We start from the raw sequence: 26289 nt of genomic DNA, 5'->3' as shown, positions 1-26289 counted from the left end.
TTCGTTTGAATGTGTTTTCCGGGCGAGTGGCTATCATAGCCCCGGCTCGTTCCACAAGGACGACGGCCCGGCGGCGGAGCGGCCCGGCCGCCAAATGTGGCGGATATGCCTAATACCGCCTCGCCGGAGGCTCAATACGCATCCTAAATTATTGAATATGCGTGATTTCCGGACACGATCGGGTTTCCCCTCGCGGCCAAAACGCGCTACAATTACCCCGCGCCAAAACGCGCCATTGGCCGGGCATAGTTTCATGCCTACATGCAGCAGTCTCAATCGATGATGTAATCTCCCGTTCCCAGGGAAACCTCATAAGAGAATCTCTCATCAGGGAACGCTCGACCGCCGGGCCCGTTGCCGGCGCTAGAACCAGAAAGCGAATACGACGTGGATATCTACACCATCATTTTCCTGGCGCTGGCGGTCTTTATCTTCCTGCGCCTGCGCAGTGTCCTCGGCCAGCGCACCGGGAGCGAGCGGCCCTATGACCGCGCCGCGCCCACTGTCGCGCAACGGACGCAGGACAATAATAACGTGGTTCCGATGCCGGGCACCGTCATTGACCAGGCGCCCATGCCGCCGAACGCCGATGTAACGCCGGCCGATCGCTGGAAGGACATTGCCGAGCCGGGCACGCCGCTCGCCGCAGGTCTTGACGGTATCGCCGCCCAGGACTCCTCGTTCGATCCCAAGCACTTCCTCTCCGGCGCCCGCAGCGCCTACGAGATGATCGTGCTGGCCTTCGCCAATGGCGACCGCCGCGCGTTGAAGGATCTCCTGTCCAGCGAGGTCTATGAGAGCTTCGATGCCGTGATCAAGGATCGCGAGAAGCACGAGCAGAAGACCGAAACGCGGTTTGTTTCGATCGACAAGGCCGAGCTGGTGAGCGCAGAAGCCCGCGACCGCGCGGCGCAGCTGACCGTTCGCTTCGTGTCGCAGATGATCTCGGTCACTCGCGACAAGACCGGCGCCATCGTCGATGGCAACCCCGATAAGGTCGCCGATATCACCGATGTCTGGACATTCGCCCGCGACACGAGCTCTCGCGATCCGAACTGGAAGCTGGTTGGCACCGGAAGCGCGGGCTAAGTCGCCGAGCCTTGCGAGGCTCGCGTTTGGCGTGGTCGCTTTGGCGTGGTCGCTTGCTCCGGTGGATGCCGCAACCGCGCGTCATGCGCGTTCGCAAAAGCCTTCGCCGCCGCCCGTCCGGCATCTGCCATATCCGGAGCTTGAACTGCCGTTTCAGATCAGCGGCGGCCAGTATGCGCCCGTCGCCTGGTCCGAGATCGCGGGCTGGAGCGCGGATGATCATCTTGCCGCTTACAAGGCATTTAGGGTCAGCTGCAGGCCGATAGCGGCGCAACAAAAACCGCCTGCCGATCCGAAGGCGCTCGGCACCTCGCTGCGCGATCCCTGCCGTACCGCCAAAGGTCTCGAACTATCTGATGGCGCGAGGGCGCGGGCGTTCTTCGAGGAGCACTTTCTTCCCGTGCGCATTTCGCGGCTTGGCGAAGGCGAGGGTTTTGTCACCGGTTATTACGAACCCATCGTCGACGGCTCGCGGACCGAGAACGAGGTCTACAAAGTGCCGGTATACCGCCGGCCGTCGAACCTGTTCGTCCGCGGCACCACGCAGGGCTCGGTCGGTCTGCCCAACAAGGGCCAGGTGTTCCGCAAGATCGGTCGCCGCAAGCTCGTGCCTTACTACGATCGCGCCGAGATCGAGGACGGTGCGATTGCCGGCCGCGGCCTCGAAATTTGTTTTCTGAAGGAACAGACCGACCTGCTGTTCTCGCAGATCCAGGGTTCGGCGCGGGTCAGCCTCGACGACGGCTCCACCCTTCGTATCAATTACGATGCCCATAATGGCTTTCCCTATACGGCGGTCGGCCGCATCCTGATCGAGCGCAACATCATCCCCAAGGATCAGATGTCGATGCAGAAGATCCGGGAGTGGATGGAGCAGAATCCCAACGAGGCCGACGAGCTGCGGCGCCAGAACAAGTCCTACGTCTTTTTCCGCGAGGTGCAGCTTTCCGACAAGGACGAGGCGGTCGGCGCACAGGGCGTGCCGCTGACGCCGGGCCGGTCGATTGCGGTCGACAAGGCGCTGCATGTCTATGGCACGCCGTTCTTCATCGAAGGCGAGTTGCCGATCGAATCGGAGCTGTCGAAGACGCCGTTCCGCCGGCTGATGATCGCTCAGGACACCGGCTCCGCCATCGTCGGTCCCGCGCGCGCCGACCTTTATTTTGGCGCCGGTCTCGATGCCGGCAAGGTTGCCGGCCGCCTCCGTCACAATGCGCGCTTCGTGATGCTGGTGCCGAAGAGCCTCGATCCCGGCGCGCGCGGCCGCAAGATGCCGCTGCCCGACGCGCGGCCATCGGAGCAGATCGCAAGGCTGTTCCCGCAAACCGATCCGTTGAAGAATCCTGCGAAGCCGCCGGACGTTACCGCCGCGACTAACGCCAAGCCTGCGGCCCCGGCGGCGGCACCGCCCGCAGCCGGGACTTCGCAAGCGCCGGCCGTCCAGGCCGCAGTGGCAACACCGGTCCCGCTTCCCGAGCCGCGACCGAAAGTTGAAGCAGTTTCACCGCAGCCGCGTCACCTGCGCCGATATCGCCACCGTCGATGAAACGCCGTTCTTCCAGCTTGATACCCGAATTGGAGCCACCACGACGCAAGCGCGGCCTGAGCGACGAGGAGCGCGCGCTGTGGGAGAGCGTCGCCAAGCAGGTCAAGCCGCTGCGCAAGCGCCACCGCGTCGCGAAGCCGTCGGTTGCTTCAACCGAAGCCAATACCAAGATCGCGCCCAAACTGGCCGCTAGGCCAAAGCATGCCGCGCCGGCGCGAATCGTTCTGCCTTCAAGGCCGGAGCCACCGCCGCTGGCGCCGATCGGCCGCCGCGAACGATCGCACCTGTCACGTGGCCGCAAGGAGATCGATGCAAGGCTCGACCTGCACGGCATGACGCAGACGCGGGCGCATCGCGCGCTGTTCGGCTTCCTGCAACGCGCCCATCATGACGGGCTGACGTTCGTCCTGATCATAACCGGCAAGGGCAAGATGGGCGCGGAATCCGAACGCGGCGTGTTGCGCCGCCAGGTGCCGCAATGGCTCGGCCTGCCGGAATTCCGCTCGCTGGTGGTCGGCTTCGAGGAAGCCCATATCGGCCATGGCGGCGAGGGCGCCTTGTACGTTCGGGTGCGACGGGCGCGAGTTTAAAACGGACGCACGATTCCGACGCGAGGGATCAGCGTAACGATCCAGCCGAACACCACGGTCTTACGATCGTCCGCTGATATCGGCGGCGTGTCCTTTGAAGCCGGCAGCGCTTTCACCGCATACAGGATCAGGAACATGCAAACGGTCCAATTCGAAATCCACCTGGAATAATCGAATATCATCGCGAACATGACGAGATAGCCGAGACTGACGACAACGATTGCAGCAGCGACGATGCGGCGATGTGCTTCCATTGATAACGTCGCGATCAGATTTAAGAAATATCGCCAGAGCGGCGTGTGCAGCCAGATCAGGAGCGCAAATACCGGAATGCCAAGAAGGTTGTGCGGCAGCCGCTGCCAGGTATCAAAGACCTCCTTCGACAGCGGCTGATACCAGATATAGCTAAAGCTCAGCAATTTGGTTTGCGATGGGTTCGCCATCCGGCTTTGCAGATAGGAGACGAATTCCGCCTCCGGCACCGCCATCGTGCCGTAGAATTGCGCGGCGATGAAGAGCAGGCCTATGGCAGCGAGCGATGCGAGGCCAACGGTGGCATTCTGCCGGCTCACGCCCTGCACGAGATAATGAAGCAACACCACAATGGCGGCGATCGTCGGGACATACATCAGGAGATGGATGTGGTGGATCAGAACGAGCGTCGCCGAGAACACCGCCGCGAGCAGCACATAGGCCAGCGACCGCGCCGGAAACAGCAGCAGGCAGATCGCGAACAGGCATCCATAAATATCGAAATGCCCGAGCGTGTGCATGAAGTTCTTCAGGAAGAACGGCGAGCCCGCCATGAACACGAACAGCGGCAAATGCTTCTCGTCGAAGCCGAACGTTCGCCGGAATAGCTGCACGAACAGTCCTGCCGTGATCAGCCACGCCGCGCCGCCCAGCGCGAACACCAGCCACACCGGCACCTTGGCCGCAAACAACGAGATGACCGCGCCGATCAGCGCGCGCTTGGTGAAGCCGAAATGGTAATCGACCAATAGATGGATATAGGGAACATAGGGCGGCAGCGTGATCTTGTGCCAGAAGACCCCGATCAGCACGGCGGCATTGACGGCCAGCATCAACCGCCAGGGGTTTTCCCACACCCGCAAATCCAGATTCATCGTCGTCCCGGTCAAGCGATAGCGCGAGCCGGGACCCATAACCACAGGCCGGCGTAACAGACGGGATAGCGGCCCCAGCGAAAACGCACAATGGAGATTTGGGCGCGTAGCCCGGATGGAGCGCAGCGCAATCCGGGGCCTTGCCGCCAGCGGATTCACCGATCCCGGATTTCGCGGAGCCTGTCATCGGGCGCGCGTTCGCGCGACCCGTTGGCTGCATCCGGGCTACGAAGTTACTACAAAATAAACCGGCTCAAATCAGCGTTCTTGGCGAGGTCGCCGATGTGCTTCTGCACGTAATCGGCGTCGACCTTGATGGTCTCACCATGACGGTCCGGCGCGGCAAAGGAAATCTCGTCGAGCACGCGCTCCATCACCGTCTGCAGCCGCCGCGCGCCGATGTTCTCGACTGTCGAATTGACGGCAACCGCAATGTCTGCCAGCGCGTCGACGGCGTCGCCGGTGATGTCGAGGGTGACGCCTTCGGTCTGCATCAGCGCGACATATTGCTTGATCAGCGACGCCTCCGGCTCGGTCAGGATCCGGCGCATGTCGTCGCGCGTCAGCGCTTCCAGCTCGACGCGGATCGGCAGGCGCCCCTGCAATTCCGGCAACAGGTCCGAGGGCTTTGCAATATGGAACGCGCCGGACGCGATGAACAGGACGTGGTCGGTCTTCACTGCGCCGTGCTTGGTCGTGACCGTGGTGCCTTCGATCAGCGGCAGCAGGTCGCGCTGCACGCCTTCGCGCGAAACGTCGCCGCCAGTACGGCCATCGCGCACGCAGATCTTGTCGATCTCGTCCAGGAACACGATCCCGTTGTTTTCGACCGCGCTGATCGCTTCCAGTACCAGCTGATCGCTGTCCAGCAGCTTGTCGGATTCCTCGTTGACGAGGATTTCGTGCGAGTTTTCGACCGTCAGGCGGCGGGTCTTGGTTCGTCCGCCGAGTTTGCCAAAAATGTCGCCGATCGAAATCGCGCCCATCTGCGCGCCGGGCATGCCCGGGATTTCGAACATCGGCATGCCGCCGGACGACTGCGTCTCGATCTCGATTTCCTTGTCGTTGAGCTCGCCGGCGCGCAGCTTCCTGCGGAAGGAATCGCGCGTCGCCGGGCTCGACGCCGGTCCGACCAGTGCATCCAGCACGCGCTCTTCGGCGGCCTGCTGCGCGCGGGCCTGTACGTCCTTGCGCTTGCGCTCGCGCATCTGGACGATTGCGACCTCGACGAGATCGCGGATGATCTGCTCGACATCGCGGCCGACATAACCGACTTCGGTGAACTTGGTGGCTTCGACCTTAATGAAGGGAGCGTTGGCAAGCTTCGCCAGCCGCCGCGCGATCTCGGTCTTGCCTACGCCGGTCGGCCCGATCATCAGGATGTTCTTCGGCAGCACCTCTTCGCGCAAGTTGCCGGTGAGCTGCAGCCGCCGCCAGCGGTTGCGCAACGCGATCGAGACGGCGCGCTTGGCGTCGGCCTGACCGACAATGAAGCGGTCGAGTTCGGAGACGATTTCACGGGGAGAAAAGTCGGTCATGTGTCCTAGGTAGGCGTCCAATGTTGCGAGAACAAGCCGCAGGTGAGGCAGATCAGATGATCGGCGGCCCACCTTGCCATAGCTTAATCGCCTCGAAGGGATGAATCAGCATGATGATGTTGAGCGTCAGATTGTCGCGAATGTGCAGCGCCAACACGAGCTCGAACAGCAGCGCCATCGCCACGGTGATGGCCACCGGAAGCCTTTTCGCCATCAGGAAGCCGCCGATCATCGCAAGCATATCGGCGACCGAATTGACGATGGTGTCGCCGAAATAATCCAGCGAGATCGTGCCGGCGCGGTAGCGGTTGATGATCCAGTCGGAATTCTCGACCAGTTCCCAGCCGCCCTCGACCAGCATCGCGAGGATCAGGCGGCCCTGCCAGGCAAGGCGCGGGAACGCGACGAAGGCGGCGCCGTAGAACAGGAAACCGTGCAGGACGTGCGACAGCGTGTACCAGTCGGCGATGTGCTGCGAATTCTCTGAGCTCAGCACCACGCCGTGCCAGAGTTTGACATAGCCGCAGGCGCAGATCGGCAGCCGGCCCATCCCGTACAGGATGGCGGCCTGAAGTGCGATAATGCCGGCGGCGATTGCGAACCAATGCCAGGCCGAAAGTGCGCGGGTAGCCGAAGCTTTTTCGATGCTGCTGGTAGAGGTCATGCGTTGCGCACCATCAGTAGAGCGGGCCCATCAGGTGTGTCGACCATACCAGCTTTTTCAAACCCCGCCTTCTCATAGGCACGAACGGCCCGGGTATTCGCCGGATCGGGATCGGTGACAATGCGCGGCGCACCATTCCGCAGGCGCTCGTCGACGAAGGCGCGAATGAACGCCGAACCATGGCCGCGTTCGATCATATCAGGCTCGCCGATGAACTGGTCGATGCCGCGGGTGCCGCGCGGATGTTCGCCAAACCCTGAATTCCACGCGGTCAGGTCGTAGCATTGCAGATAGGCGAAATCGCTGCTGCCTGCCGAAACGATGAACTGGTCCATCGCGGGTTCGTTCAAGTCGCCACTGACCAGGTCATATTGCTCGGCCGGATCGCCCCACCATTGCACCACGTGCGGCTCTGCCAGCCAGCGCCGGACCAGCGGCAGATCGGCCGATGTCATCGAACGAAACTGATAGGGATCATCCGGCATCGCCTGCCTTGTATCACGCATCGCGCACCATCAGCAGCGCCGGGCCATCGGGCGTGTCTACTTCGCGCACGCGACGGCAGCCGGCCTTCTCATAGGCCCTGATCGCACGCGAATTGGTCGGGCTCGGATCAATCACGATCCGCGGTACGCCTTTCCTCATCAGCCGTTCAATGAAAGAGCGGATGAAAGCCGATCCATGGCCGAGCGCAAGCTTATCGGCTTCGCCGATAAACTGGTCGATTCCCCTTGTGCCGGTGGGCTGCGGTCCAAGGCCGTCGTGCCATTCGCCGATCTGGTAGCATTGCAGATAACCGAGAGGACGATCGTCCAGCGTCACAATGAACTGGGCTACGTCGGGATGGTCGAGATCGCCGCTGACGAACTCAAACGCCTCAGGATCATGCCACCATTCGGCGACATGCGGTTGCGCCAGCCAGCGCTGGATCAGCGGGAGGTCAGCCGCCGTCATCGGGCGGAAGGCATATTCCGATGCCATGGGCGCGTCCTACAGCGTTTCGATCGTGACGTTCCGGTTGGTATAGACGCAGATGTCGGCCGCGATATCGAGCGCGCGACGCACGATGGTCTCGGCATCCTTGTCGGTTTCGACCAGGGCGCGGGCGGCGGCCAGTGCGTAATTGCCGCCGGAGCCGATCGCCATCACGCCCGCTTCCGGCTCCAGCACGTCGCCGGTGCCGGTCAGGACCAGCGAGACGTCCCTGTCGGCAACGATCATCATGGCCTCCAGCCGGCGCAGATAGCGGTCGGTCCGCCAGTCCTTGGCAAGTTCGACCGCCGCGCGGGTCAATTGCCCCGGATACTGCTCCAGCTTGCTTTCCAGCCGCTCGAACAGGGTGAAGGCATCGGCGGTGGCCCCGGCAAAGCCGCCGATCACGTCGCCCTTGCCGATTTTGCGGACCTTTTTGGCGTTGGCCTTGATGACGGTCTGGCCGATCGAGACCTGGCCGTCGCCGCCGATTACCACCTTGCCGCCCTTGCGGACCGTCAAAATCGTCGTGCCGTGCCAGATCGGCAGGTTGTTCTCTGATGCTTGCATGGATTGTCCTCGTTCTCGTCAGATTTAGGGGCTGGCGGGGAGGGTTACAATCACGGCATTTGGGCCGGGATTCCGGTCACCATAGGCCGAACTTCGGCCCGCCGAGCGTCATCCCGCAGTAGCGAAGGTGACATCCGCCTGTTAAAAGGGCCGCGTTTTCGGCCCCGAGCGGCCCAAGGGAAGCAGTTTTCATGCGCACAGCGTCCATCAAGCGCAAGACCAAGGAAACCGACATCGAGGTCGCGGTGAACCTCGACGGATCAGGCGTGTCCAAGGTTTCGACCGGGATCGGCTTTTTCGATCATATGCTCGATCTCCTGGCCCGGCATTCCCGCATCGACATCACCGTCAAGGCCGATGGCGACCTCCACGTCGACCACCACCACACCACCGAGGACGTCGGCATCGCACTTGGGCAGGCCGTGAAGCAGGCGCTCGGCACCATGGCCGGCATCACCCGCTATGCCTCGGTCCACATGCCGATGGACGAGACGCTGTCGCGCGTCGTGATCGACATTTCGGGCCGGCCGGTCTTGGTGTTCAAGGTCGATTTTCCGCGCGACAAGGTCGGCCAGTTCGACACCGAGCTGGTGCGCGAATGGTTCAACGCCTTCACCATCAACGCCGGCGTGACTTTGCACGTCGAGACCTTATATGGCGAGAATAGCCATCATATCGCCGAATCCTGTTTCAAGGGTCTGGCAAGGGCGCTCCGTGCCGCAGTCGCGATCGATCCGCGCAACGCAGGCGAAGTGCCTTCCACCAAGGGTCAGCTCGGCGGCTGATTATCGTTCGCGTCTCGCGGCGGAGAGCTACGATGCGGGTTTATACAGTGCATGCCCCCGTGGGTGACGGCGCCGACCTGGCGGCGGCCGATAAATTCGTCTTCGTTCGTGACGGCTTCCATTTCTGGGCTGCAGTCGCGAGCGTGATCTGGCTGCTTTGGCATCGCCTTTGGCTGGCATTGATCGGCTGGATCGTTCTGGTTATTGCGATCCAGTTCGGAATGGCGGCGCTTGGCGCCACCCGCGGTACGATCTTCATCGTTGACGTCCTGTTAGCCATTCTGATGGGGCTCGAAGCGGCCAGCTTGCGGCGCTGGACACTATCTCGGCGCAAATGGCGCCAGCTAGACATCGTGGTCGCCGACGACCAGGAAGCGGCCGAGCGCCGCTTCTTCGAGCGCTGGGCTGCGAAGCAGCGGGGCTTCACCAATGACCAATACGCGGTCGATCGTGGCGCACCGCCGCCGACCCGCAACGTCCCCGGCCAGTCGTTCTCCAAACCGCCGCCGCCACTGCCGCAGGGCGGGATCATCGGCCTGTTCCCGGAGCCGGGAGGGCCGCGATGACCGTTGCGATCGTCGATTACGGCTCGGGCAATCTTCACTCGGCGGCAAAGGCGTTTGAACGCGCCGCGCGGAGCATGGAAGAGCCGCAGAAGGTCATGGTGACGCGCGATCCGGACGCGGTGTTTCGCGCCGACCGTATTGTGCTGCCCGGTGTCGGCGCCTTTGCCGATTGCCGCCGCGGCCTCGACGCCGTGGACGGCATGCTGGAAGCGATGACGGAAGCGGTGCGCGTCAAGGCGCGGCCGTTCTTCGGCATCTGCGTCGGCATGCAGTTGATGGCAACCCGCGGCAAGGAGCATGTCACGACCGACGGCTTCAACTGGATCGCGGGTGACGTCGAGAAGATTTCGCCGCGCGAGGAAAACCTGAAAATCCCGCACATGGGCTGGAATACGCTCGACATGGTCCGCGAGCATCCGGTGCTGGAACGCCTGCCGCTCGGGCCGAAGGGCCGCCATGCCTATTTTGTGCATTCGTTCCATCTCAACGCTTCGAACGAGGCGGACGTGCTGGCGCGCGCCGACTATGGCGGGCCGGTGACGGCGATGGTCGGCAAGGACACCGCCATCGGCACGCAGTTTCACCCCGAGAAGAGCCAGCGATTTGGATTGGCCCTGATCTCGAATTTCCTGAAGTGGAAGCCGTGATTCTCTTTCCCGCCGTCGACCTGAAAAACGGCCAGTGCGTGCGCCTCGAGCAGGGCGACATGGCGCGCGCCACCGTGTTCAACCTCGATCCCGCAGCACAGGCGCGTTCCTTCGCCGAACAGGGATTCGAATATCTCCATGTCGTCGATCTCGACGGCGCCTTTGCCGGCAAGCCGATGAATGCGCTCGCCGTCGAGGCGATGCTGAAGGCGGTTACCATGCCGGTGCAGCTCGGCGGCGGCATTCGCGATCTCAAGACCGTGGAAGCCTGGCTCGACAAGGGTATCGCGCGCGTCATCATCGGCACGGCCGCGGTGCGCGATCCGGAACTGGTGAAGAGCGCCGCGAAAAAATTCCCGGGCCGCGTCGCCGTGGGACTCGACGCACGTGACGGCAAGGTCGCGGTCGAAGGCTGGGCCGAAACCTCGCAAGTGACCGCGCTCGAAATCGCGCAACGGTTTGAGGACGCTGGCGTCGCCGCGATCATCTTCACCGACATCGCCCGCGACGGGCTGTTGAAGGGCCTCAACCTCGATGCCACGATCGCGCTGGCCGAGCGCATCTCGATCCCCGTCATCGCCTCCGGCGGTTTTGCATCCATTGAGGACGTCAAGGCGCTCTTGGAGCCACGCGCCAAAAAGCTCGCCGGCGCCATTGCGGGCCGCGCGCTTTATGACGGACGGCTCGATCCTGCTGCAGCCCTGACGCTGATCCGCAACGCGCGCGCCGCGGCCTAGGAGGTTCGCCATGTTCAAGGTCCGCGTCATTCCCTGTCTCGACGTCAAGGACGGTCGCGTGGTCAAGGGCGTCAATTTCGTCGACCTGCGCGATGCCGGCGATCCTGTCGAAGCGGCGATTGCATATGACGCCGCAGGCGCCGACGAATTGTGCTTCCTCGACATCACCGCCACCCACGAAAACCGCGGCACCATGCTGGACGTCGTGCGGCGCACGGCGGAGGCCTGCTTCATGCCGCTGACGGTCGGCGGCGGGGTGCGGACCATCGAGGATATCAAGACGCTCTTGCGCTCCGGCGCCGACAAGGTCTCGATCAACTCGGCCGCCGTCTCCAACCGCGAATTCGTCAAGCAGGCGGCCGAAAAATTCGGTGAACAGTGCATCGTGGTCGCGATCGACGCCAAGCGGGTCAAGCGCGCCGGCGGTTCGGACCGCTGGGAGATATTCACCCATGGCGGCCGCAACTCCACCGGGATCGATGCCATCGAATACGCGCAGGAAGTGGTGTCGCTCGGCGCTGGCGAAATCCTTCTGACCTCAATGGACCGGGACGGCACGCGGCAGGGGTTCGACCTGCCGCTGACGCAGGCCATCGCCGACAGTGTCCCCGTACCGGTCATCGCCTCCGGCGGCGTCGGCAATCTCGACCATCTCGTCGACGGCATCCGCGAGGGCCACGCCACCGCGGTGCTGGCCGCCTCGATATTCCACTTCGGCGAATTTACCATACGCCAAGCCAAGGAGCACATGGTCCGCGCTGGCCTGCCGATGCGGCTCGATCCCTGACGACTCCCTGTCACAAAAGTGCTAAGTCCCTGTTCGGGACGGTGCCGCGGCCTTCGGCCGGGCGCGAGTGTTGAGTTCGGTTGATGTCGCGTTTCACGATCCACGATCTGGCCGCCACCATCGATGCACGGGCCGCATCGGGAGGAGAGGCGTCCTACACCCGCAAATTGCTCGACAAGGGTGCGGAGCACTGCGCCAAGAAGCTGGGCGAGGAGGCGGTTGAGACCGTGATCGCGGCGATCGAGAACGATCGCGGCCACCTGATCGCCGAAAGCGCCGATCTCGTATTTCACCTGTTGGTGCTTTTGAAGGCGCGCGGCGTGACGTTCGAGGAGGTCGAAGCCGCGCTGGCGCAGCGGACGTCGATGTCCGGGCTTGAGGAGAAGGCGTCGCGCAAGCGCGACTGACCGAGAGGACAGCTGATGGATATTCGGGCTCCCGACCAGCAGTACAACCCTTACCGCATCTTCACGCGCGAGCAGTGGGCGCGGCTGCGCGACGACACGCCGATGACGCTGGAGCCGGGCGAGTTCGAGCGGCTGCGTTCGATGCACGACCGCCTCGACATGCAGGAGGTCGAGGACATCTACCTGCCGCTGTCGCGCCTGTTGTCGATCTATGTCGACGCCACCGATCGGCTCTATCGGGCGCAGCGTCAGTTCCTCGACATCCGTGATCGCAAGGTGCCCTACATCATCGGCGTCGCAGGCTCGGTCGCGGTCGGCAAGTCGACCACCGCGCGCGTGCTGCAGGCGCTCCTGGCACGCTGGTCGCCGCGGCCCAAGGTCGACCTGGTGACGACCGACGGTTTCCTGTTTCCCAATGCCGCGCTCGAGCGGCAGGGCCTGATGCAGAAAAAGGGCTTTCCCGAGAGCTATGATCTGCCGATGCTGCTGTCGTTCCTCAGCGATATCAAGTCCGGCCGCCGGCCGGTGCGCGCACCGGTCTATTCGCATCTGGTCTATGACATCGTTCCGAACCAGTGGATCGAGGTTGATACGCCGGACATCCTGATCGTCGAGGGCGTCAACGTGCTGCAGACCGGCCGGCTGCCGCGCGACGGCAAGGCGGTGCCCGTGGTGTCCGACTTCTTCGATTTCTCGGTCTATATCGACGCCGAGGAGCCGGTGCTGCGCGAATGGTATGTGCGGCGCTTCCTCGCGCTCAGGGACACCGCGTTCACCGATCCCAAATCGTACTTCCATCGCTACGCCGTGCTCTCGGACGAGGAGGCGACTGCGACCGCGATCGCGATCTGGGAGCGCACCAACCTCGCCAATCTCGAGGACAATATTTTGCCGACCCGTCCGCGCGCGACGCTGATCCTGAAAAAGCGCGCCGATCATCTGGTCGAGACGGTCTCGCTGCGGCGGCTGTGACCTACGCGCCGGTTTCGTAGGTTGGGCAAAGGCGCGTTTGCGCCGTGCCCACCATCTTTCCTGATCGCTAATTGAAACGGTGGGCACGCGTCGCTTTGCCCACCCTACAAATCCTTCGCTATCACCTCACGCCGCGATGTGACGGGACGTGATCAGGCCAAGGAGCGCCTCGGCGAGCTTTTCGCGGTCGAGCGGCTTGATCAGGAATCCATCCATGCCGGCCTCGAAGCAGGCGTAGCGGTCTTCCACCAGCGTGTTGGCGGTGAGCGCGAGAATCGGTGTCCGGCTTGCCGGCTCGCCGGCCTCAAGCGTGCGAATCCGCTTGGTGGTCTCGATGCCGTCGAGCTGCGGCATCTGGATGTCCATCAGCACGAGATCATAGGGGGTGCCCGCCGATTTCGCCGCCAGCCAGGACTCCAGCGCCTCGGCACCATTGGTGGTGATCATGGCGTGATGGCCGAGCCGGCCGAGCAGTGAGCGGATCAATAGCGCGTTGATCTGATTGTCCTCGGCAACGAGGATCGACAGGCCCTTGGCCGAGGAGGCGGCCGGCTGATCGATCGGATCGATGGTCGGCTCCAGGCTCGGCGAGGTCACTTCCGGTGCTGCCATCAGCCGTGCGGCGAGCGAGGCGGCGCGCAGTGGCTTGACCAGATAGCCGGTGAAGGCGGAGATCGTGGACGGTTGCAATTCGTGCCGTGTCGCCGGCGTGAACATCACGATGCGCTGCGTGGCGTGAAGGCGTGCAGCTTCGCTAAGTCGCTGCATATCGGCCAACCCCAGCGCGTGGTCGATCAGCACGGCGTGCCAGGCGCGCTCGGGCAACAGGGCCTCCGCGACATCGGTATCCGACACCATGCAGGTCTGACCGCCCCAGCGCTGTAGCCGCCGCGCGGCCAGCGAGGCCTCGATGTTCTGCGGCGATACCAGCATGATCGACTGGCCGGAGAGATCCGGCGCGGCGAATGAGGTTTGTTCGCCAGCCGCAGCGACAAGAGGAATCGAGACTTCGAATGTCGAACCGGCGCCCGGCTGGCTTTCCAGCGCGATGCGGCCGCCCATGCGCTTGACGATGCGGTCGGAGATGCTGAGACCAAGGCCAGTGCCGCCATAGCTGCGGGCGATCTTGTCGTCGGCCTGTTCGAACTCGCGGAAGATCCGCTCGCGCGCCTCGGGCTCGATGCCGATGCCGGTGTCGCGCACCAGGAAACTGATTTCATTGGGCCAGATGCCGGGTTCGACGATCAGGGCGACGCCGCCGGTCGAGGTGAACTTGATGGCATTGCCGGCGAGATTGAGCAGCACCTGACGCAGCCGCGCCGCGTCGCCGACCACCACGCTCGGCAGCCGCTCGTCAACATAGGCGGCCATCTCGATTTTCTTGGCCTCCGCGCGCGGCGCCAGCAATTCGGTGATGTCCTCGATCAGGCCCGACAGCGCGAACGGACGATGGTCGAGATCGATCTTGCCGGCCTCGATCTTGGAATAGTCCAGCAGCTCTTCGATCAGCGACAGCAGCGCGTCGCCGGAGGTCTTCACCGCCTTGACATAGGTCGTCTGTTCCGGGGTCAGCGGCGTATCCATCAACAGGCCGCTCATGCCGATGATGCCGTTGAGCGGCGTGCGGATCTCGTGGCTTGCCATGGCAAGGAAACGCGACTTGGCGCGGCTCGCGGCATCGGCCTGGTCGCGGGCATCGGTCAGCGCACGTTCGCTCTCGGTGCGGTCGGTGACGTCGCGGCCGACGCTCTGCATTTCCGCGCGCTCTCCGGCGTCGTTGCGGACCAGACCCTCGCGCCATGCGATCCAGCGCGGGCCGAGCGGGCCCTCGATTTGTTGGTCGTGAACGCGGGTGCCGTTCGGCTCCAACGCGGTGTCGCCCTGTTCGAGAACGCGAAGTGCGAAGCGGCTGCCGATCAGCGCGTCGCGCGGCATCTGCGCGAGCTCGCAATAGGCGTCGTTGGCGTAGGTGATGCGGCCTTCCGCATCGCGCAGCACAATCAGGTCACCCTGTGCCTCGAACAGGCGACGGGCGCGCTGCTCGGCTTCCTGCAGTTCCCAATTCCGGTCGGCGAGCGCTTCATTATGAAGCGCGATCTTGCGCATTCTCTTGCGTAGCAGCCGCAGCCGGAAGCTCAAGGCCGCGAGCGCGACGCAGGCGAGAGCGAACAGGAAGGCGACGCCGATCGCAAAAGCGTGCGGGTCATAGCCGGAATTTTCCGTCTTGCTTCCGGCGATGAAGCCATAGGCGACGCCGAACACGATCGAGAAGATCATCAACGACCGAAGCGCGAAGGTGAGCCAGGGATGGCGGCGGCCGAAACGGCGAAAGCGAAGTTTGATCCGGAATGTCAGCCCCATCGCCAATGACCCTGAGCTTGCTGCTTGAACTGAACCGGCCCGCTGCGCCGTATGCCTTAGACAGACGATGCGTCGCCGACGTTGCAAAGTGCTTGAGGTGCTCAACGCGTAACGGCCGCGATGAGAACAGGGTGAATGAAACGTTAACCGAGCATGGTCAGGAAGAGTGGAAACCGGTTTTCCGAGAAGACCGTGCTCCAAACCTAGAGCGACGCCGCCTGGATGCGGTGGCGCTCGCCGCGGGCGCCGACGATCAGGGCAGCGGCATCGAGCAGCGAAAAGCTCTTCGAGGACACGAAAATGCGGTAATCGGCCGGCCCGTCCCGGGAGAGATAGATCACGGGATCGGAGCCGGAGGGTTTTCGGGAAATCGCGACCAGTCGCGGCGGCGTATTGCTCTCGCAGGCACCTGCCTCGGCCGTATCGATGTCGTCGATCACGGTGAAGTCGGCCGCTTCCGGGCTGTCGGAGATCTGGACCCGAACCGTCGCGCGGGACGGATCGTTGGTGAAGCTGACGTGGTGGTGCGCCTCCCAGGAGAGGGGGGCGATCTGGACGGAAGTGCCCGCGATTTCGATGCAGGGCCGCGAACCGCCCACAAACTCGCTCCGCGCGAACAGGGCGACAATCGCCAGCGGAACCACGGAGACCAGGACTTTCAAACGCAACATGACACGCTACTCGCTCGCCATGAGCCCACGACATGGGGCTTATGGTTGGCAGAGTGTGAAAGAAATTAGTTACCGCCAAGTTGATGCCGGTTGTTTTCATCGGCGGCAGCATCCTGATCGCGAGTGGGAGGAGGGGATGCACGGCCGCCTCATGGATGGCCGTCGTTTCCGCATCGGCAGGGCATCCGGTACGCTGCGGCCTTTCAGCGTCATTGCGAGCGCAGCGAAGCAATCCAGCTCTCCGCCCGCGGATCGATGGATTGCTTCGTCGCTTCGCTCGGGAAGAATTACGTGAGCTCGTCGCCAGTACGCTGCGGCTTCTCGATTCAATCACTGGCATCTCTGGGATACTGGGTCACCCGCTTTCGCGGGTGATGACAAGTGAGTGCGTATCAGTTTGCCGCACTTGCTGCATAAAATTGCCCTTGTACGCGAGGCAAATCAGCTTGCGGTTCACGGACACGACGCAAGCAAGTTTGCCAACGGTGCGTGTTGGACTGACCGAGGAAGGGTTGCGTCATGCGAAAATTGTTGGGGCTCGTCGTCATGATTGTCAGCGCGGCAATCTCCACCGCAGATTCCGCGTCCGCCAAGAAGATGAAGCAAGTGCTCGAGGCGAGGATGGCCTGCGCCAAGGCTCCACCCGATCTGACCATTGGGCCGAAATTCCTATCGCATGTGAAGCGCATGTGCGAGGGCAAGACGGAGTGCAGCGTCGGGCCAGGTGAGTTGTTCGGGGCCGAAGACATGGAGCGCTGGGGATGCAACAAGGGATTCTTCGTTCTCATCAGCTGCGGCGGCAGTGACAAGCAGCAGTATCCTTCCGATAACGTGAAACAGAAGATCGACGTGTTCTGCGACGCGCCATAACCGCATCCCGCGCTAAAGCGTGATGACTTTTCTGCGAATCGTCATCCCGCTTTATCTTTTTGTTTGAGCATGATCTTTTCGGAAAACCGCTACACACTTTTCCGGATCATGCTCTAGGGCCGCTCGGCTGCGGCGCCCGCCAGGTAGCGTGCCAGTTCGGAGCGCGGATCCTGACGAAAACTCTGGCGCTCCCTCAACTCCGGCGGCGCCCGCCAGCCCGGCTCGATGCCGGTCATATCAGGCAATTCGTGCGCGATGCCCTTGTGGCAGTCGATACAGGTCTTCTCGCCGGTGATGAGAAATTTGCCATGGATCTCCGCGGCCCGCCGCGTCTGCTTGGTGAAATCCATCGCGACCGCGGAGTGGCAGTTGCGGCATTCCAGGGAATCATTGGCTTTCAGCCGCGCCCATTCGTGCTTGGCGAGCTCGAGCCGGTGATCCAGAAACTTCTGCCTGGTGTCGATCACGCCGAAGATCTTGCCCCAGACCTCCTTGGAAGCCTGCATCTTGCGGGCGATCTTGTCGGTCCAGTCGTGCGGAACGTGACAGTCGGGGCAACTGGCGCGGACGCCCGAACGGTTCGAGAAGTGCGGCGTGTGCTGCAGCTCCTCGAACACGTTGCTGCGCATTTCATGGCAGGAAGTGCAGAACTTCTCGGTGTTGGTGACTTCGAGCGCAGTATTGAAGGCGCCCCAGAACAGCACGCCGCAGACGAAGCCGCCGAGGGCGAGAAATCCTAGGCTGAGATGCGTGCTGGGCCGGCTGGCTATGCGCCAGAACCAGATCAGCAGTTCCTTGAGCCGCTTCATCGCCCACTCACTTTTTCTCGGGTTCGACGAGCAGCATGTCCTTGAACGTGCTCGGGACCAGCGGCTGTGCGTCCGTTTGCTGGACATGGCAGGCGGTGCAGAAGTAGCGCCGCGGGGTGACATCGGCGAGCACCTGCCCGTTGCGGTCCATGAAGTGGGTGACGCTGATCATCGGCGCACCCGAGCCTTCGGTGAATTGCCGCCGGTGACAGTCGAGGCAGCGATTGGTCTTGAGCGTGAGCTGATAATTGTCGATCGAGTGCGGAATGATCGGCGGCTGCTCCGGATAGTTGCGCATCAACCGCTTGTCATCGATGACGGGCCGCGCCAGGGCAGGCGCCGGCACGTCGCCCATGGGCGAAGCGGCGCCGGTGACGCGCGGCACGACCTGCGGCGCATTCTGCGCGTAGATCGCGCCGCAGACGAACACCAGCATGCCGCCAAGCAGCGCGCCTGCGAGCGGCGTTCGAAGTCTCTTCAGGCCGGGATGATCTTGACCGCGCATTTCTTGAAGTCCGTCTGCTTGGAAATGGGATCGGTGGCGTCCAGCGTCACCTTGTTGATGAGCTGGCTGGCGTCGAACCAGGGTACGAAGACCACGCCGCGCGGCATCCGGTTGCGGCCCTTGGTGTCGATCCGGCTCCTGATTTCGCCGCGCCGGGAAATCACCCGGACTTCCGCGCCCTCATTGATGCCTCGGGCGCGGGCGTCTTCGGCATGCATGTAGACCCTGGCGCCGGGATACGCCTTGTAGAGCTCCGGCACCCGCATGGTCATGGAGCCGGAGTGCCAATGTTCGAGCACGCGGCCGGTGACGAGCCAGATATCGAACTCCTTGTCCGGAGATTCCGCCGGCGGCTCGTACGGTACCGCGATGATCCTCGCCTTGCCGTCCTTGTTGCCGTAGAACTCGACGCCCTTGCCCGGCTTCACATAGGGATCAAGGCCTTCGCGATAGCGCCACTTGGTCTCCTTGCCGTTGACAACAGGCCATCGCAGTCCCCGCACCTCGTGAAGGGTGTCGAAATCAGCGACATCGTGGCCGTGCCCGCGGCCGAACTGGGCGTATTCCTCGAATAGTCCCTTCTGCACGTAGAAGCCGAACGCCTTCGCTTCGCGGTTCTCGTACTCGGCGGGGATTTCGGTCGTCGGGAACTTGTCGACATTGCCGTTGCGGAAGAGAACGTCGAACAATGTCTTGCCACGATAGTTCGGATTGGCGTCGAGGATCTGCGCCGGCCATACCTCGTCGGTGGTGAAGCGTTTTGAGAATTCCATCATCTGCCAGAGATCGGAGCGCGCTTCGCCCGGCGCATTGACGAGCTGCCGCCACACATGGGTGCGGCGCTCGGCGTTGCCGTACGCGCCCTCCTTCTCCACCCACATCGCCGCCGGCAGCACGAGATCGGCGGCCATCGCGGTGACGGTCGGGTAGGCATCCGAGACCACGATGAAATTGTCCGGATTGCGGTAGCCGGGATAGGTCTCGCGCGAATTGTTCGGCGCGGCCTGCATGTTGTTGTTCACCTGAACCCAGTAGAAGTTCAGCTTGCCGTCATGGAGCATGCGGTCCTGCTCGACGGCGTGGTAGCCTGGCTTCTCCGGAATGATGCCGTGCGGGATGCGCCAGATTTCTTCCGCGTGCTTGCGGTGCTCCGGGTTGGTGACGACCATGTCGGCGGGCAGACGGTGCGCGAAAGTGCCGACCTCGCGCGCCGTGCCGCAGGCGGAGGGTTGCCCGGTCAGCGAGAACGGCGAATTGCCGGGCTCGGAGATCTTTCCTGTCAAAAGGTGCAGATTGTAGAGAAGCTGGTTCGCCCAGACGCCGCGGACATGCTGGTTGAAGCCCATCGTCCACAGCGACATCACCTTGCGCTTGGGATCGGCATAGAGCTCGGCGAGCTCCTGCAGGAAGCCGCGCTCGACGCCGGTGAGCTCGGATACTTTCTCGAGCGTGTAGTCCTTCACGAAGGCGGCGTAGGCGTCGAAATCGATCGGCTGCGTCGCGCCTGCATTTGCTGCGCCCTTGGCCTTGACTTCCAGCGGATGGTCGGCGCGCAGGCCGTATCCGATGTCGACCGTGCCTTTGACGAACGTGGTGTGGTTCTTGACGAAATCCTGGTTGACCCGCCCCGTCGTGATGATGTGGTTGGCGATGTAGTTCAGGATCGCCAGATCAGTACCGGGCTTGAACACGATCGGGATGTCGGCGAGATCGGAGCTGCGGTTGGTGAAGGTCGAGAGCACCGCCACTTTCACATGCGGCTGGCTCAGCCGGCGGTCGGTGAGACGCGTCCACAGGATCGGATGCATCTCGGCCATGTTCGAGCCCCACAGCACGAAGGCGTCGGCGGCTTCGAAATCGTCATAGCAGCCCATCGGCTCATCCATGCCGAAGGTGCGCATGAAGGCGACCGCTGCGGAGGCCATGCAATGGCGCGCATTCGGATCGAGGTTGTTGGAGCGGAAGCCGGCCCGCATCAGCTTGGTGGCGGCGTAGCCTTCGTAGACTGTCCATTGGCCCGAACCGAACATGCCGAGCGCCGTCGGGCCCTTCTCCTTCAGCACCGCCTTGGCGCGGGCGGCCATCACGTCGAAGGCCTCGTCCCACGAAACCGGCGTCAGCTCGCCGTTCTTGTCGAAGACGCCGCCCTTCTTGCGCAACAGCGGCGTGGTCAGGCGGTCGCCGCCATACATGATCTTGGAGAGGAAATATCCCTTGATGCAGTTCAGCCCGCGATTGACCTCGGCGAGCGTATCGCCGTGGGTGGCGACGACCTTGCCGGCCTTGACGCCGACCATCACCCCGCAGCCGGTGCCGCAGAAGCGGCACGGCGCCTTCGACCATTTGATCTCCAGCGATCCGATGCCGCCCGCCACTGGCTGCGCGGCCGCAGGAACGGTGATGCCGGCGGCCGCGGCGGCGACGGCGGCGGCCTGCGCCTTCAACAGTTCGCGTCGCGAGAGTGACATGATCCTAGTCTCCGATATCGGCTGATCTTTCGACCTGCTCGAACACCATGTTGGCCGACAAGACTCCCTGCCAGCATGCGATTTCGGCAAGGCGGCCACCGAGGATTCCGCTCTCGGCCGCCTCCATCACGATGATGATCTTTCTGGCGTCGCGCTGATGGATCTCGACGTCCGGCAGCGCAGCGAGCGCCTGCAATACCTCGTCCCGGTGTTTGGGCAGCACGGATACGACCGCGCTCGAAATGTGAATGGTGACTTCGTCTGTCATGCGGCGTCTCCGCCACGCGCGGCGCCCAGCACGATCGTGGCGCCTGGGCAGGCAGCGATGCATTCACCGCATCCGGTGCAGGCAGCTTCGTTGACGATGGCCTGAGGCGGCAATCCTGTTCGAGGGCGGAAGCTGATCGCGGAAGCAGGACAGACATCGCCGCAGGAACGGCACACGATGCCGGCTTCGGCGAGGCATGCGTCACCGATGACGGCGACCGGTTTGGTGAGGAATTGACCGCGAAACAGAGCGCGGCGCGAGGGGCCCTGGGTTTGCATGGCGTTTCATGCTCCCGGAGGACCGGGCGGCCCCAGGATCAACTGGGACATCCACACCAGAAAGCCATAGCCACCGACCACGCCAACGGCGACCACCGGCCAGATGAAGGCGGCGATGATGGCGAACACCAGGAATTCCGCACGTCGACTTGCCCCGTGTACCTTCTTCGGCTGCGCATCAAGTTGAGTTGACGTATCGGGCATGTAACGACCTGCCGCCTTTGGAATCGAGTAATTACTCAGCCGGCCGCGCGTTCCCCGCCCATGCCGGCTACTTTGCCAATTGCCATCGCCGTCAGACGGAGCGCGCGACGAGTTCCCGCGCCGCTGCAGGATGCGTCACCGCAGCGATAGGGTAGCTGCGCGCGGGAAATCCTTCATTGATCTGGATCAAATAATGAAGAACAAACGCTTGGATTATTTGATGATCTTTCGGCGCGTTGCGCCGGAAGAGCTGCTGCGACTCAACTGAGCTTGGGCATGATCTCCGAGCAAACGCGTCGGGTTTGTCCCGCGGAAAACCGCTTCACGCTTTTGCGCGAACGCGGCCCTTCGTATCAGGATCATGCACTATGCCGCGCGCCTTAAATCCTCGGCCAGCGCGCGGTAGGACAGCGCTTCGGCCAGATGCAGCCGTCCGATTTTCTCCGCGCCATCGAGATCGGCGAGCGTGCGCGCGACGCGGAGCACGCGGTGATAGCCGCGCGCGGTGAGCTTCATGGTGTCGGCGGCGTCGCGCAGCAGTTTCTGGCCCTGCGCATCCGGCTGTGCGATCGTTTCCAATAGCGAGGCCGGCGCTTCGGCATTGGTGCGGATCTGCGGCATGCCGGCCGTTGCGTAGCGTGCGAGCTGGATGTTCCGGGCGGCGGCGACGCGGGCAGCGACTTCGGCCGAGCCTTCGGATGGCGGCGGCAGGATCAGGTCGGCGGCGGTCACCGCCGGCACTTCGATACGTAGGTCGATGCGGTCCATCAGCGGGCCGGAGATGCGCATCTGGTAATCAGACGTGCAGCGCTCGATGGGCGCGCGTCTGCAGGAATAACCGGGGTCATAGGCCTGGCCGCAGCGGCAAGGGTTCATCGCCGCGACCAGCATGAAGCGCGCGGGATAGGTGACGCGGTGATTGGCACGGGACACCGAGACCTCGCCGTTCTCCAGCGGCTGTCGCAAGGAATCGAGCACGCGCGGATCGAACTCCGGCAATTCGTCGAGAAACAGCACGCCCTGATGCGCCAGCGAAATCTCGCCGGGCCTGGCGCGCAGGCCGCCGCCGGTCAGTGCGGCCATGCTGGCGGAATGATGCGGTGCGCGGAACGGCCGCCGCGCCGTCAATGCGCCGTCGCGGATTTCGCCGGCGACGGAGGCGATCATCGAGACTTCCAACAGTTCGGACGGCGACAGCGGCGGCAGGATCGAGGGCAGTCGCGCCGCCAGCATCGACTTGCCGGCGCCGGGCGAGCCGATCATCAGCAAATGATGTCCGCCGGCTGCGGCAATCTCCAGCGCACGCTTTGCACTTTCCTGGCCTTTGATATCGCGCAGGTCGAGATGGGTTGCTTCCTGCTCATGCACGCGCGGCTGCGGACGCGACAGCACCTGCGTGCCCTTAAAATGGTTGGCGATCTGGATCAGCGATTTGGCCGCGATGATCTGGATATCCGGGCTCGCCCAGGCCGCTTCCGAGCCGCACGCGGCGGGACAGATCAGCCCTTCCTCGCGCGCGTTCGCCCCGATCGCAGCCGGCAGCACGCCTGCGACCGACGCGATCGATCCATCGAGTCCGAGCTCGCCGAGCACGGTAAAGCCGTTGAGCGCATCCGGCGGGATCGCGCCGATCGCAGCCATCAGGCCGAGCGCGATCGGCAGATCGTAATGGCTGCCTTCCTTCGGCACGTCGGCCGGTGCGAGGTTGACCGTGATCCGGCGGGCAGGGAGCGCCAGACCCGAGGCGATCAGCGCTGAGCGGACCCGCTCCCGCGCTTCCGACACCGCCTTGTCCGGCAGGCCGACGATCGCAAACGCCGGTAGGCCGGGCGCGACCTGCACCTGCACGTCGACCGCGCGGGCCTCGATCCCTTCAAAGGCTACAGTAGATACCCGCGCGACCATCTCGCCCCTCGTGACGCAATCGAAGGTAGCGGGGAACCGGAGGGCAAGTCAAGAACATTGGGGGAACATAGACGCAAACGATCCTGTCTGCGCCGTCTGCCTGTCAGACCGGCACAACCTCGGGGCGTGGACACATTCCGGCCGGCATCTGCCGTCCTCAGCGCTCCGTTCTCATGTATGGGCTGCTCTCGGAAACATGCTTCAGCGCCGGATCGTCGGCGAGAATGCGCACCGCCTGCGTCTTCTCAGGGCTCGGATGGGGCGGGGTGTCGCGCAGGCTCCATACGGCCAGGCCAACGACGAGCATTCCCGCGCTGATCGCTATCATGTCTTTGGTCATGTGCCGGGCCTCCAAACTGGCTGCCAAGCGGCCGAGACGCGGGCCTCATTGGTTCGGCTTGAAAGCCGATTGGCCCTGCGGCCTGACGCTTATGTTGCTCTCGGGCATCTTGCCCCGGTCGTTGTTGGCGTCCCTGCCGCCGAGGCCGGAAGTTCCGCTGCCGGCTTCTTCGCTTAAGAGGAAACCAATTTCGGCGGATCGCGATGGTTCCTAAGGCGCGTCTTTTTCGATCGACTCGGTCTACGAAGCTGTGCGCTTGTGGCAGTAGCTTGACAATCCGGGGCTGGTGATCGGCCAGCCCCGGATCGGGCGTCTTAGAGCTGCATGTTCATCGGCTCGGGATAATATCTAAAACCGTCGCCGTTCTTAGCGACGTGGCCGAAGCCCGGCCAGGCGAAGTGATAGGACATGACAGGGATCTTCTGGGCGGCGAGCATGTCCAGCATCTTCACCCGCGAGTTCGCTGCCTGCTTCGGATCGCTATCGTAGGAGAACTCCATCCGCGGCTTCTCCAGCAGCAGCACGGCGTGATGGGAAAGGTCGCCGAGGAAGCAGAAGGATTTGCCCTTTGAGCTCACCATGTAGATGGTGTGGCCGACGGTGTGGCCGGGCGCTGACAGCGCGGTGACGCCGGGCAGAAATTCTTGATTGTCCTTGATGAACACGATGCGGTCGCGCACCGGCATCAGGTTCTTGCGGGCGTGGAGGATAAAATCCTTCAAGGGACTGCCGAGCTTGCCTTCGTCGGTCCAGAAATCGAAATCGCTCTGGGCGATGTAGACCTGCGCATTCGGGAACAGCGGCTTGTCGTCGGCGCCGACAAGGCCTCCGATGTGGTCGATATGGGCGTGCGAGCACACCACGGCGTCGATATCGCTGGCCTTGATGCCGGCCGCCGCGAGGTTCTTCTGTTGCTGGCCGGTGGTCGGCCCGAACGCCTTCGAGGTGCCCATGCCGGTATCGAACAGGATCAGCTTGTCGCCGGTGTTCACGACCGGCGAGTTCTGCTCCAGCACGACATTGTCCGGGTTGAGGAAGTTGTCGGAGAGCATCTTCTTCACTTCTTCCTTCGGCACGCCGGTAAACGTACCGGAGGGATCGCCGAGCGGCAGCGGGCCGTCAGAGACCACGGTGACCTCGGCGTCGCCGAGATTGAAGCGGTGCCAGTAGGGGGTCTGCGTGGCGAGCTTGGGCGCCTTGGCCAGTGCACTGCCGCCGAGCATGGTTGAGGCGCCGAAACCCATTCCGAGTCCTGCGCTGAGCGCAAGCAAAGACCGTCGCGAAAGATTCGTCGTCATGCATCTTCCTCCCACTGACTTTATTGAATTGCAGCATGTGCCCGGACGGATTCATCCGTCGCTACAGGCTGCGCCCGCTTCCCGTAATTGGCAAGTGGGAGGAGACGGCACAACAGGGATGTGAAAATGCGGGTGGCACGGCGTTATGCAACGCCGCGCTTCTTCCCGATGGCATCCCGGATTTTCGCGCCGCCGTTGCAGGACGGGATTTTCGGATGATCACCGCGTCGACGACTACCAATCGTCGTAGATCCACTCCCTGGGGTATCGAGGCCGCGATCTCGCTTGCGGCGACCGCTCCGGCTTGCGGAAGGTCGGGGCCGGCTTTGCCGCAGGCGGTGACGCCCTGGGCGGGCTTTGCTCGGAAACCTTCGCGAGCGCGCGTTTCATCTCTTCCTGGCTCGCCTTCAGCTCTCCAATGGCCTTTGAATTGTCACTGGTGATTTGTTGCTGGTTCGCCTTGAGCTGTTCGATGTTTCGCTCCAGGTTCGCGAGGTTGCGCACGATCGTTTGCAGCAGCTGTGTCTGGTCGGAAGGCGCCGCGGTGGTTGGCAGCGAGGCGTCTTGCGGCGGTGCGGCCTGAGCCAGGGTTGGTGCTTGCGGAGGTGCTTCCTGTGGCGGTGCTGCTTGCGGTGGCGATGCTTGTGATGATGCTGCTGGCTCCGCCGCGGCCACTTGAACGGTGGATGGAGCGGGCTCGGCGGCAAGCGGCGGATTTTCCGGCGGCAATGCGGGCGTTGAAACGAGCTGCGGCGCTGAACGGGCGGCAACCTGCTTGTCCCCACCGCCATAGGACGATTGCCAAACCAGGGCAGCGGCAACAATGCACGCTGCCACGGGCAAGGCAACGAGCGTCCGGAGCGCCGGCCTTTTTTCCGGTGATGGCGCAGGCGGTGATTGCGCGGCGGGTTGGGCCGAAGGCGGATGCGCGTCATCGCGCTCCATTCTTGCAAGCTGCTCAGTCAACCGCGTCAGCTGTTCATCCGCGCGCTTGATCTGTTCGTGAGCATGCGCGAGCCGTTCATCGGCGCCCGCGATTGGGGCATCGGTTACTTTCGGAGTAGGTGTGGAGTTCATTGGCGTTTCCCTTTCCGCCCAATGTCATCCGCAGGTAGCCGGTCGACCATGCGCCGACGCTCCGTGCAGTCTTGTCCAAAGAATGGCCGTATGATGATAGAGTACTGGATCACATGGCGATAGACGTCCTGGAATCTCGCGGGCCGTTGCCGACGGCGCAGCAGTGCGGCGCCACGACTCTCTCCGCCGGTTCCATTCAGCCGGCACGCCATTTCGTCCGGCCGTTCAAGTTCCTGAT

General features: G+C 63.2%; 29 protein-coding genes. 11 read left to right on the top strand and 18 right to left on the bottom strand.

Features of this window, described 5'->3' with window-relative positions; genetic code table 11:
* Positions 1-387 precede the first annotated feature (387 nt).
* From AC0QUY_RS23515 to AC0QUY_RS23505, 3 genes are read left to right on the top strand one after another with little or no spacing between them, the layout of a single operon-like run.
* Positions 388-1089 (top strand): Tim44/TimA family putative adaptor protein, encoded by a 702-nt coding sequence (locus tag AC0QUY_RS23515; RefSeq protein ID WP_161850977.1) that lies wholly within the window; start codon positions 388-390, stop codon positions 1087-1089.
* Positions 1067-2635 (top strand): murein transglycosylase A, encoded by a 1569-nt coding sequence (mltA, locus tag AC0QUY_RS23510; protein ID WP_475388588.1) that lies wholly within the window; start codon positions 1067-1069, stop codon positions 2633-2635. Before AC0QUY_RS23515 ends, mltA begins: the two co-directional genes overlap by 23 nt.
* On the top strand, positions 2632-3225 hold the full coding sequence (locus AC0QUY_RS23505; RefSeq protein WP_475388587.1) for a Smr/MutS family protein: 594 nt from the start codon (positions 2632-2634) through the stop codon (positions 3223-3225). The genes mltA and AC0QUY_RS23505 overlap by 4 nt, the downstream gene beginning before the upstream one ends.
* Here AC0QUY_RS23505 and AC0QUY_RS23500 read toward each other — a convergent pair.
* The 6 genes from AC0QUY_RS23500 to hslV all read right to left on the bottom strand — a co-directional run bounded on the left by AC0QUY_RS23500 (position 3222) and on the right by hslV (position 8096).
* Positions 3222-4346 carry a hypothetical protein gene (locus AC0QUY_RS23500; RefSeq protein ID WP_475388617.1) on the bottom strand — a complete coding sequence of 375 codons (1125 nt, stop codon included), beginning with the start codon at positions 4344-4346 and terminating at the stop codon, positions 3222-3224. The genes AC0QUY_RS23505 and AC0QUY_RS23500 overlap by 4 nt on opposite strands.
* 242 nt (positions 4347-4588) lie before the next feature.
* The gene (gene hslU, locus AC0QUY_RS23495) at positions 4589-5890 is read right to left on the bottom strand and encodes an ATP-dependent protease ATPase subunit HslU (RefSeq protein WP_161850980.1); all 1302 of its coding nucleotides are present in this window, start codon (positions 5888-5890) and stop codon (positions 4589-4591) included.
* Between the two features lie 52 nt (positions 5891-5942).
* The gene (locus AC0QUY_RS23490) at positions 5943-6554 is read right to left on the bottom strand and encodes a DUF2585 domain-containing protein (protein WP_475388586.1); all 612 of its coding nucleotides are present in this window, start codon (positions 6552-6554) and stop codon (positions 5943-5945) included.
* The gene (locus AC0QUY_RS23485) at positions 6551-7060 is read right to left on the bottom strand and encodes a GNAT family N-acetyltransferase (RefSeq protein ID WP_475388584.1); all 510 of its coding nucleotides are present in this window, start codon (positions 7058-7060) and stop codon (positions 6551-6553) included. Before AC0QUY_RS23485 ends, AC0QUY_RS23490 begins: the two co-directional genes overlap by 4 nt.
* Entirely contained in the window at positions 7053-7535 is a 483-nt protein-coding gene (locus AC0QUY_RS23480; RefSeq protein WP_475388583.1) for a GNAT family N-acetyltransferase, read from the bottom strand. Before AC0QUY_RS23480 ends, AC0QUY_RS23485 begins: the two co-directional genes overlap by 8 nt.
* Before the next feature lie 9 nt (positions 7536-7544).
* On the bottom strand, positions 7545-8096 hold the full coding sequence (gene hslV / locus AC0QUY_RS23475; protein WP_475388581.1) for an ATP-dependent protease subunit HslV: 552 nt from the start codon (positions 8094-8096) through the stop codon (positions 7545-7547).
* A 191-nt stretch (positions 8097-8287) separates the two neighbouring features.
* On the opposite strand from hslV, the gene hisB reads away from it, so the two are divergent.
* From hisB to coaA, 7 genes are all read left to right on the top strand, one after another.
* The gene (gene hisB / locus AC0QUY_RS23470; RefSeq protein WP_161850984.1) at positions 8288-8881 is read left to right on the top strand and encodes an imidazoleglycerol-phosphate dehydratase HisB; all 594 of its coding nucleotides are present in this window, start codon (positions 8288-8290) and stop codon (positions 8879-8881) included.
* Between the two features lie 32 nt (positions 8882-8913).
* Positions 8914-9447, top strand: a complete 534-nt coding sequence (locus AC0QUY_RS23465) for a DUF2628 domain-containing protein (RefSeq protein WP_475388579.1) — start codon at positions 8914-8916, stop codon at positions 9445-9447.
* Positions 9444-10094: an imidazole glycerol phosphate synthase subunit HisH gene (hisH, locus tag AC0QUY_RS23460; protein ID WP_161850986.1), complete on the top strand. Its 651-nt coding sequence runs from the start codon at positions 9444-9446 to the stop codon at positions 10092-10094. Before AC0QUY_RS23465 ends, hisH begins: the two co-directional genes overlap by 4 nt.
* On the top strand, positions 10082-10831 hold the full coding sequence (gene hisA, locus AC0QUY_RS23455; protein WP_202639215.1) for a 1-(5-phosphoribosyl)-5-[(5-phosphoribosylamino)methylideneamino]imidazole-4-carboxamide isomerase: 750 nt from the start codon (positions 10082-10084) through the stop codon (positions 10829-10831). The genes hisH and hisA overlap by 13 nt, the downstream gene beginning before the upstream one ends.
* Before the next feature lie 10 nt (positions 10832-10841).
* A complete protein-coding gene (hisF, locus tag AC0QUY_RS23450) occupies positions 10842-11618 on the top strand; it encodes an imidazole glycerol phosphate synthase subunit HisF (RefSeq protein ID WP_475388578.1) in 777 nt (258 codons plus the stop codon).
* An 83-nt stretch (positions 11619-11701) separates the two neighbouring features.
* Entirely contained in the window at positions 11702-12025 is a 324-nt protein-coding gene (locus tag AC0QUY_RS23445; protein WP_475388576.1) for a phosphoribosyl-ATP diphosphatase, read from the top strand.
* Positions 12026-12040: 15 nt separating this feature from the next.
* The gene (gene coaA / locus AC0QUY_RS23440; RefSeq protein WP_475388575.1) at positions 12041-12997 is read left to right on the top strand and encodes a type I pantothenate kinase; all 957 of its coding nucleotides are present in this window, start codon (positions 12041-12043) and stop codon (positions 12995-12997) included.
* 126 nt (positions 12998-13123) lie between these two features.
* On the opposite strand, the gene AC0QUY_RS23435 is transcribed toward coaA, so the two are convergent.
* Positions 13124-15358, bottom strand: coding sequence for a PAS domain-containing hybrid sensor histidine kinase/response regulator (locus AC0QUY_RS23435; protein ID WP_475388574.1), 2235 nt, complete (start codon positions 15356-15358; stop codon positions 13124-13126).
* A 203-nt stretch (positions 15359-15561) separates the two neighbouring features.
* Positions 15562-16029, bottom strand: a complete 468-nt coding sequence (locus AC0QUY_RS23430) for a hypothetical protein (protein ID WP_475388573.1) — start codon at positions 16027-16029, stop codon at positions 15562-15564.
* A gap of 519 nt (positions 16030-16548) precedes the next feature.
* On the opposite strand from AC0QUY_RS23430, the gene AC0QUY_RS23425 reads away from it, so the two are divergent.
* Positions 16549-16899, top strand: coding sequence for a hypothetical protein (locus AC0QUY_RS23425; RefSeq protein WP_475388571.1), 351 nt, complete (start codon positions 16549-16551; stop codon positions 16897-16899).
* 113 nt (positions 16900-17012) lie between these two features.
* Here AC0QUY_RS23425 and AC0QUY_RS23420 read toward each other — a convergent pair whose 3' ends face one another.
* The 10 genes from AC0QUY_RS23420 to AC0QUY_RS23375 all read right to left on the bottom strand — a co-directional run bounded on the left by AC0QUY_RS23420 (position 17013) and on the right by AC0QUY_RS23375 (position 25919).
* Positions 17013-17708, bottom strand: coding sequence for a cytochrome c3 family protein (locus tag AC0QUY_RS23420; protein ID WP_475388570.1), 696 nt, complete (start codon positions 17706-17708; stop codon positions 17013-17015).
* A gap of 7 nt (positions 17709-17715) precedes the next feature.
* Positions 17716-18213 (bottom strand): nitrate reductase cytochrome c-type subunit, encoded by a 498-nt coding sequence (locus tag AC0QUY_RS23415; RefSeq protein WP_161850994.1) that lies wholly within the window; start codon positions 18211-18213, stop codon positions 17716-17718.
* Positions 18186-20681 carry a periplasmic nitrate reductase subunit alpha gene (gene napA / locus AC0QUY_RS23410; RefSeq protein WP_475388569.1) on the bottom strand — a complete coding sequence of 832 codons (2496 nt, stop codon included), beginning with the start codon at positions 20679-20681 and terminating at the stop codon, positions 18186-18188. Before napA ends, AC0QUY_RS23415 begins: the two co-directional genes overlap by 28 nt.
* 4 nt (positions 20682-20685) lie before the next feature.
* On the bottom strand, positions 20686-20949 hold the full coding sequence (locus tag AC0QUY_RS23405) for a chaperone NapD (protein WP_475388568.1): 264 nt from the start codon (positions 20947-20949) through the stop codon (positions 20686-20688).
* A complete protein-coding gene (locus AC0QUY_RS23400; RefSeq protein ID WP_475388567.1) occupies positions 20946-21227 on the bottom strand; it encodes a 4Fe-4S dicluster domain-containing protein in 282 nt (93 codons plus the stop codon). Before AC0QUY_RS23400 ends, AC0QUY_RS23405 begins: the two co-directional genes overlap by 4 nt.
* A gap of 6 nt (positions 21228-21233) precedes the next feature.
* A complete protein-coding gene (locus AC0QUY_RS23395; protein WP_161850998.1) occupies positions 21234-21431 on the bottom strand; it encodes a nitrate reductase in 198 nt (65 codons plus the stop codon).
* A 366-nt stretch (positions 21432-21797) separates the two neighbouring features.
* On the bottom strand, positions 21798-23336 hold the full coding sequence (locus AC0QUY_RS23390) for a YifB family Mg chelatase-like AAA ATPase (RefSeq protein ID WP_475388566.1): 1539 nt from the start codon (positions 23334-23336) through the stop codon (positions 21798-21800).
* A 157-nt stretch (positions 23337-23493) separates the two neighbouring features.
* On the bottom strand, positions 23494-23676 hold the full coding sequence (locus tag AC0QUY_RS23385; protein WP_475388565.1) for a hypothetical protein: 183 nt from the start codon (positions 23674-23676) through the stop codon (positions 23494-23496).
* A 314-nt stretch (positions 23677-23990) separates the two neighbouring features.
* On the bottom strand, positions 23991-24974 hold the full coding sequence (locus AC0QUY_RS23380) for an MBL fold metallo-hydrolase (protein ID WP_475388563.1): 984 nt from the start codon (positions 24972-24974) through the stop codon (positions 23991-23993).
* A 234-nt stretch (positions 24975-25208) separates the two neighbouring features.
* Positions 25209-25919, bottom strand: coding sequence for a hypothetical protein (locus AC0QUY_RS23375; RefSeq protein WP_475388562.1), 711 nt, complete (start codon positions 25917-25919; stop codon positions 25209-25211).
* Positions 25920-26289: the final 370 nt, after the last annotated feature.

Source organism: Bradyrhizobium sp. WYCCWR15520 (assembly GCF_056174665.1).
The sequence above is the reverse complement of the archived record's forward strand: the minus strand, read 5'-3'. Positions and strand labels throughout refer to the sequence as shown.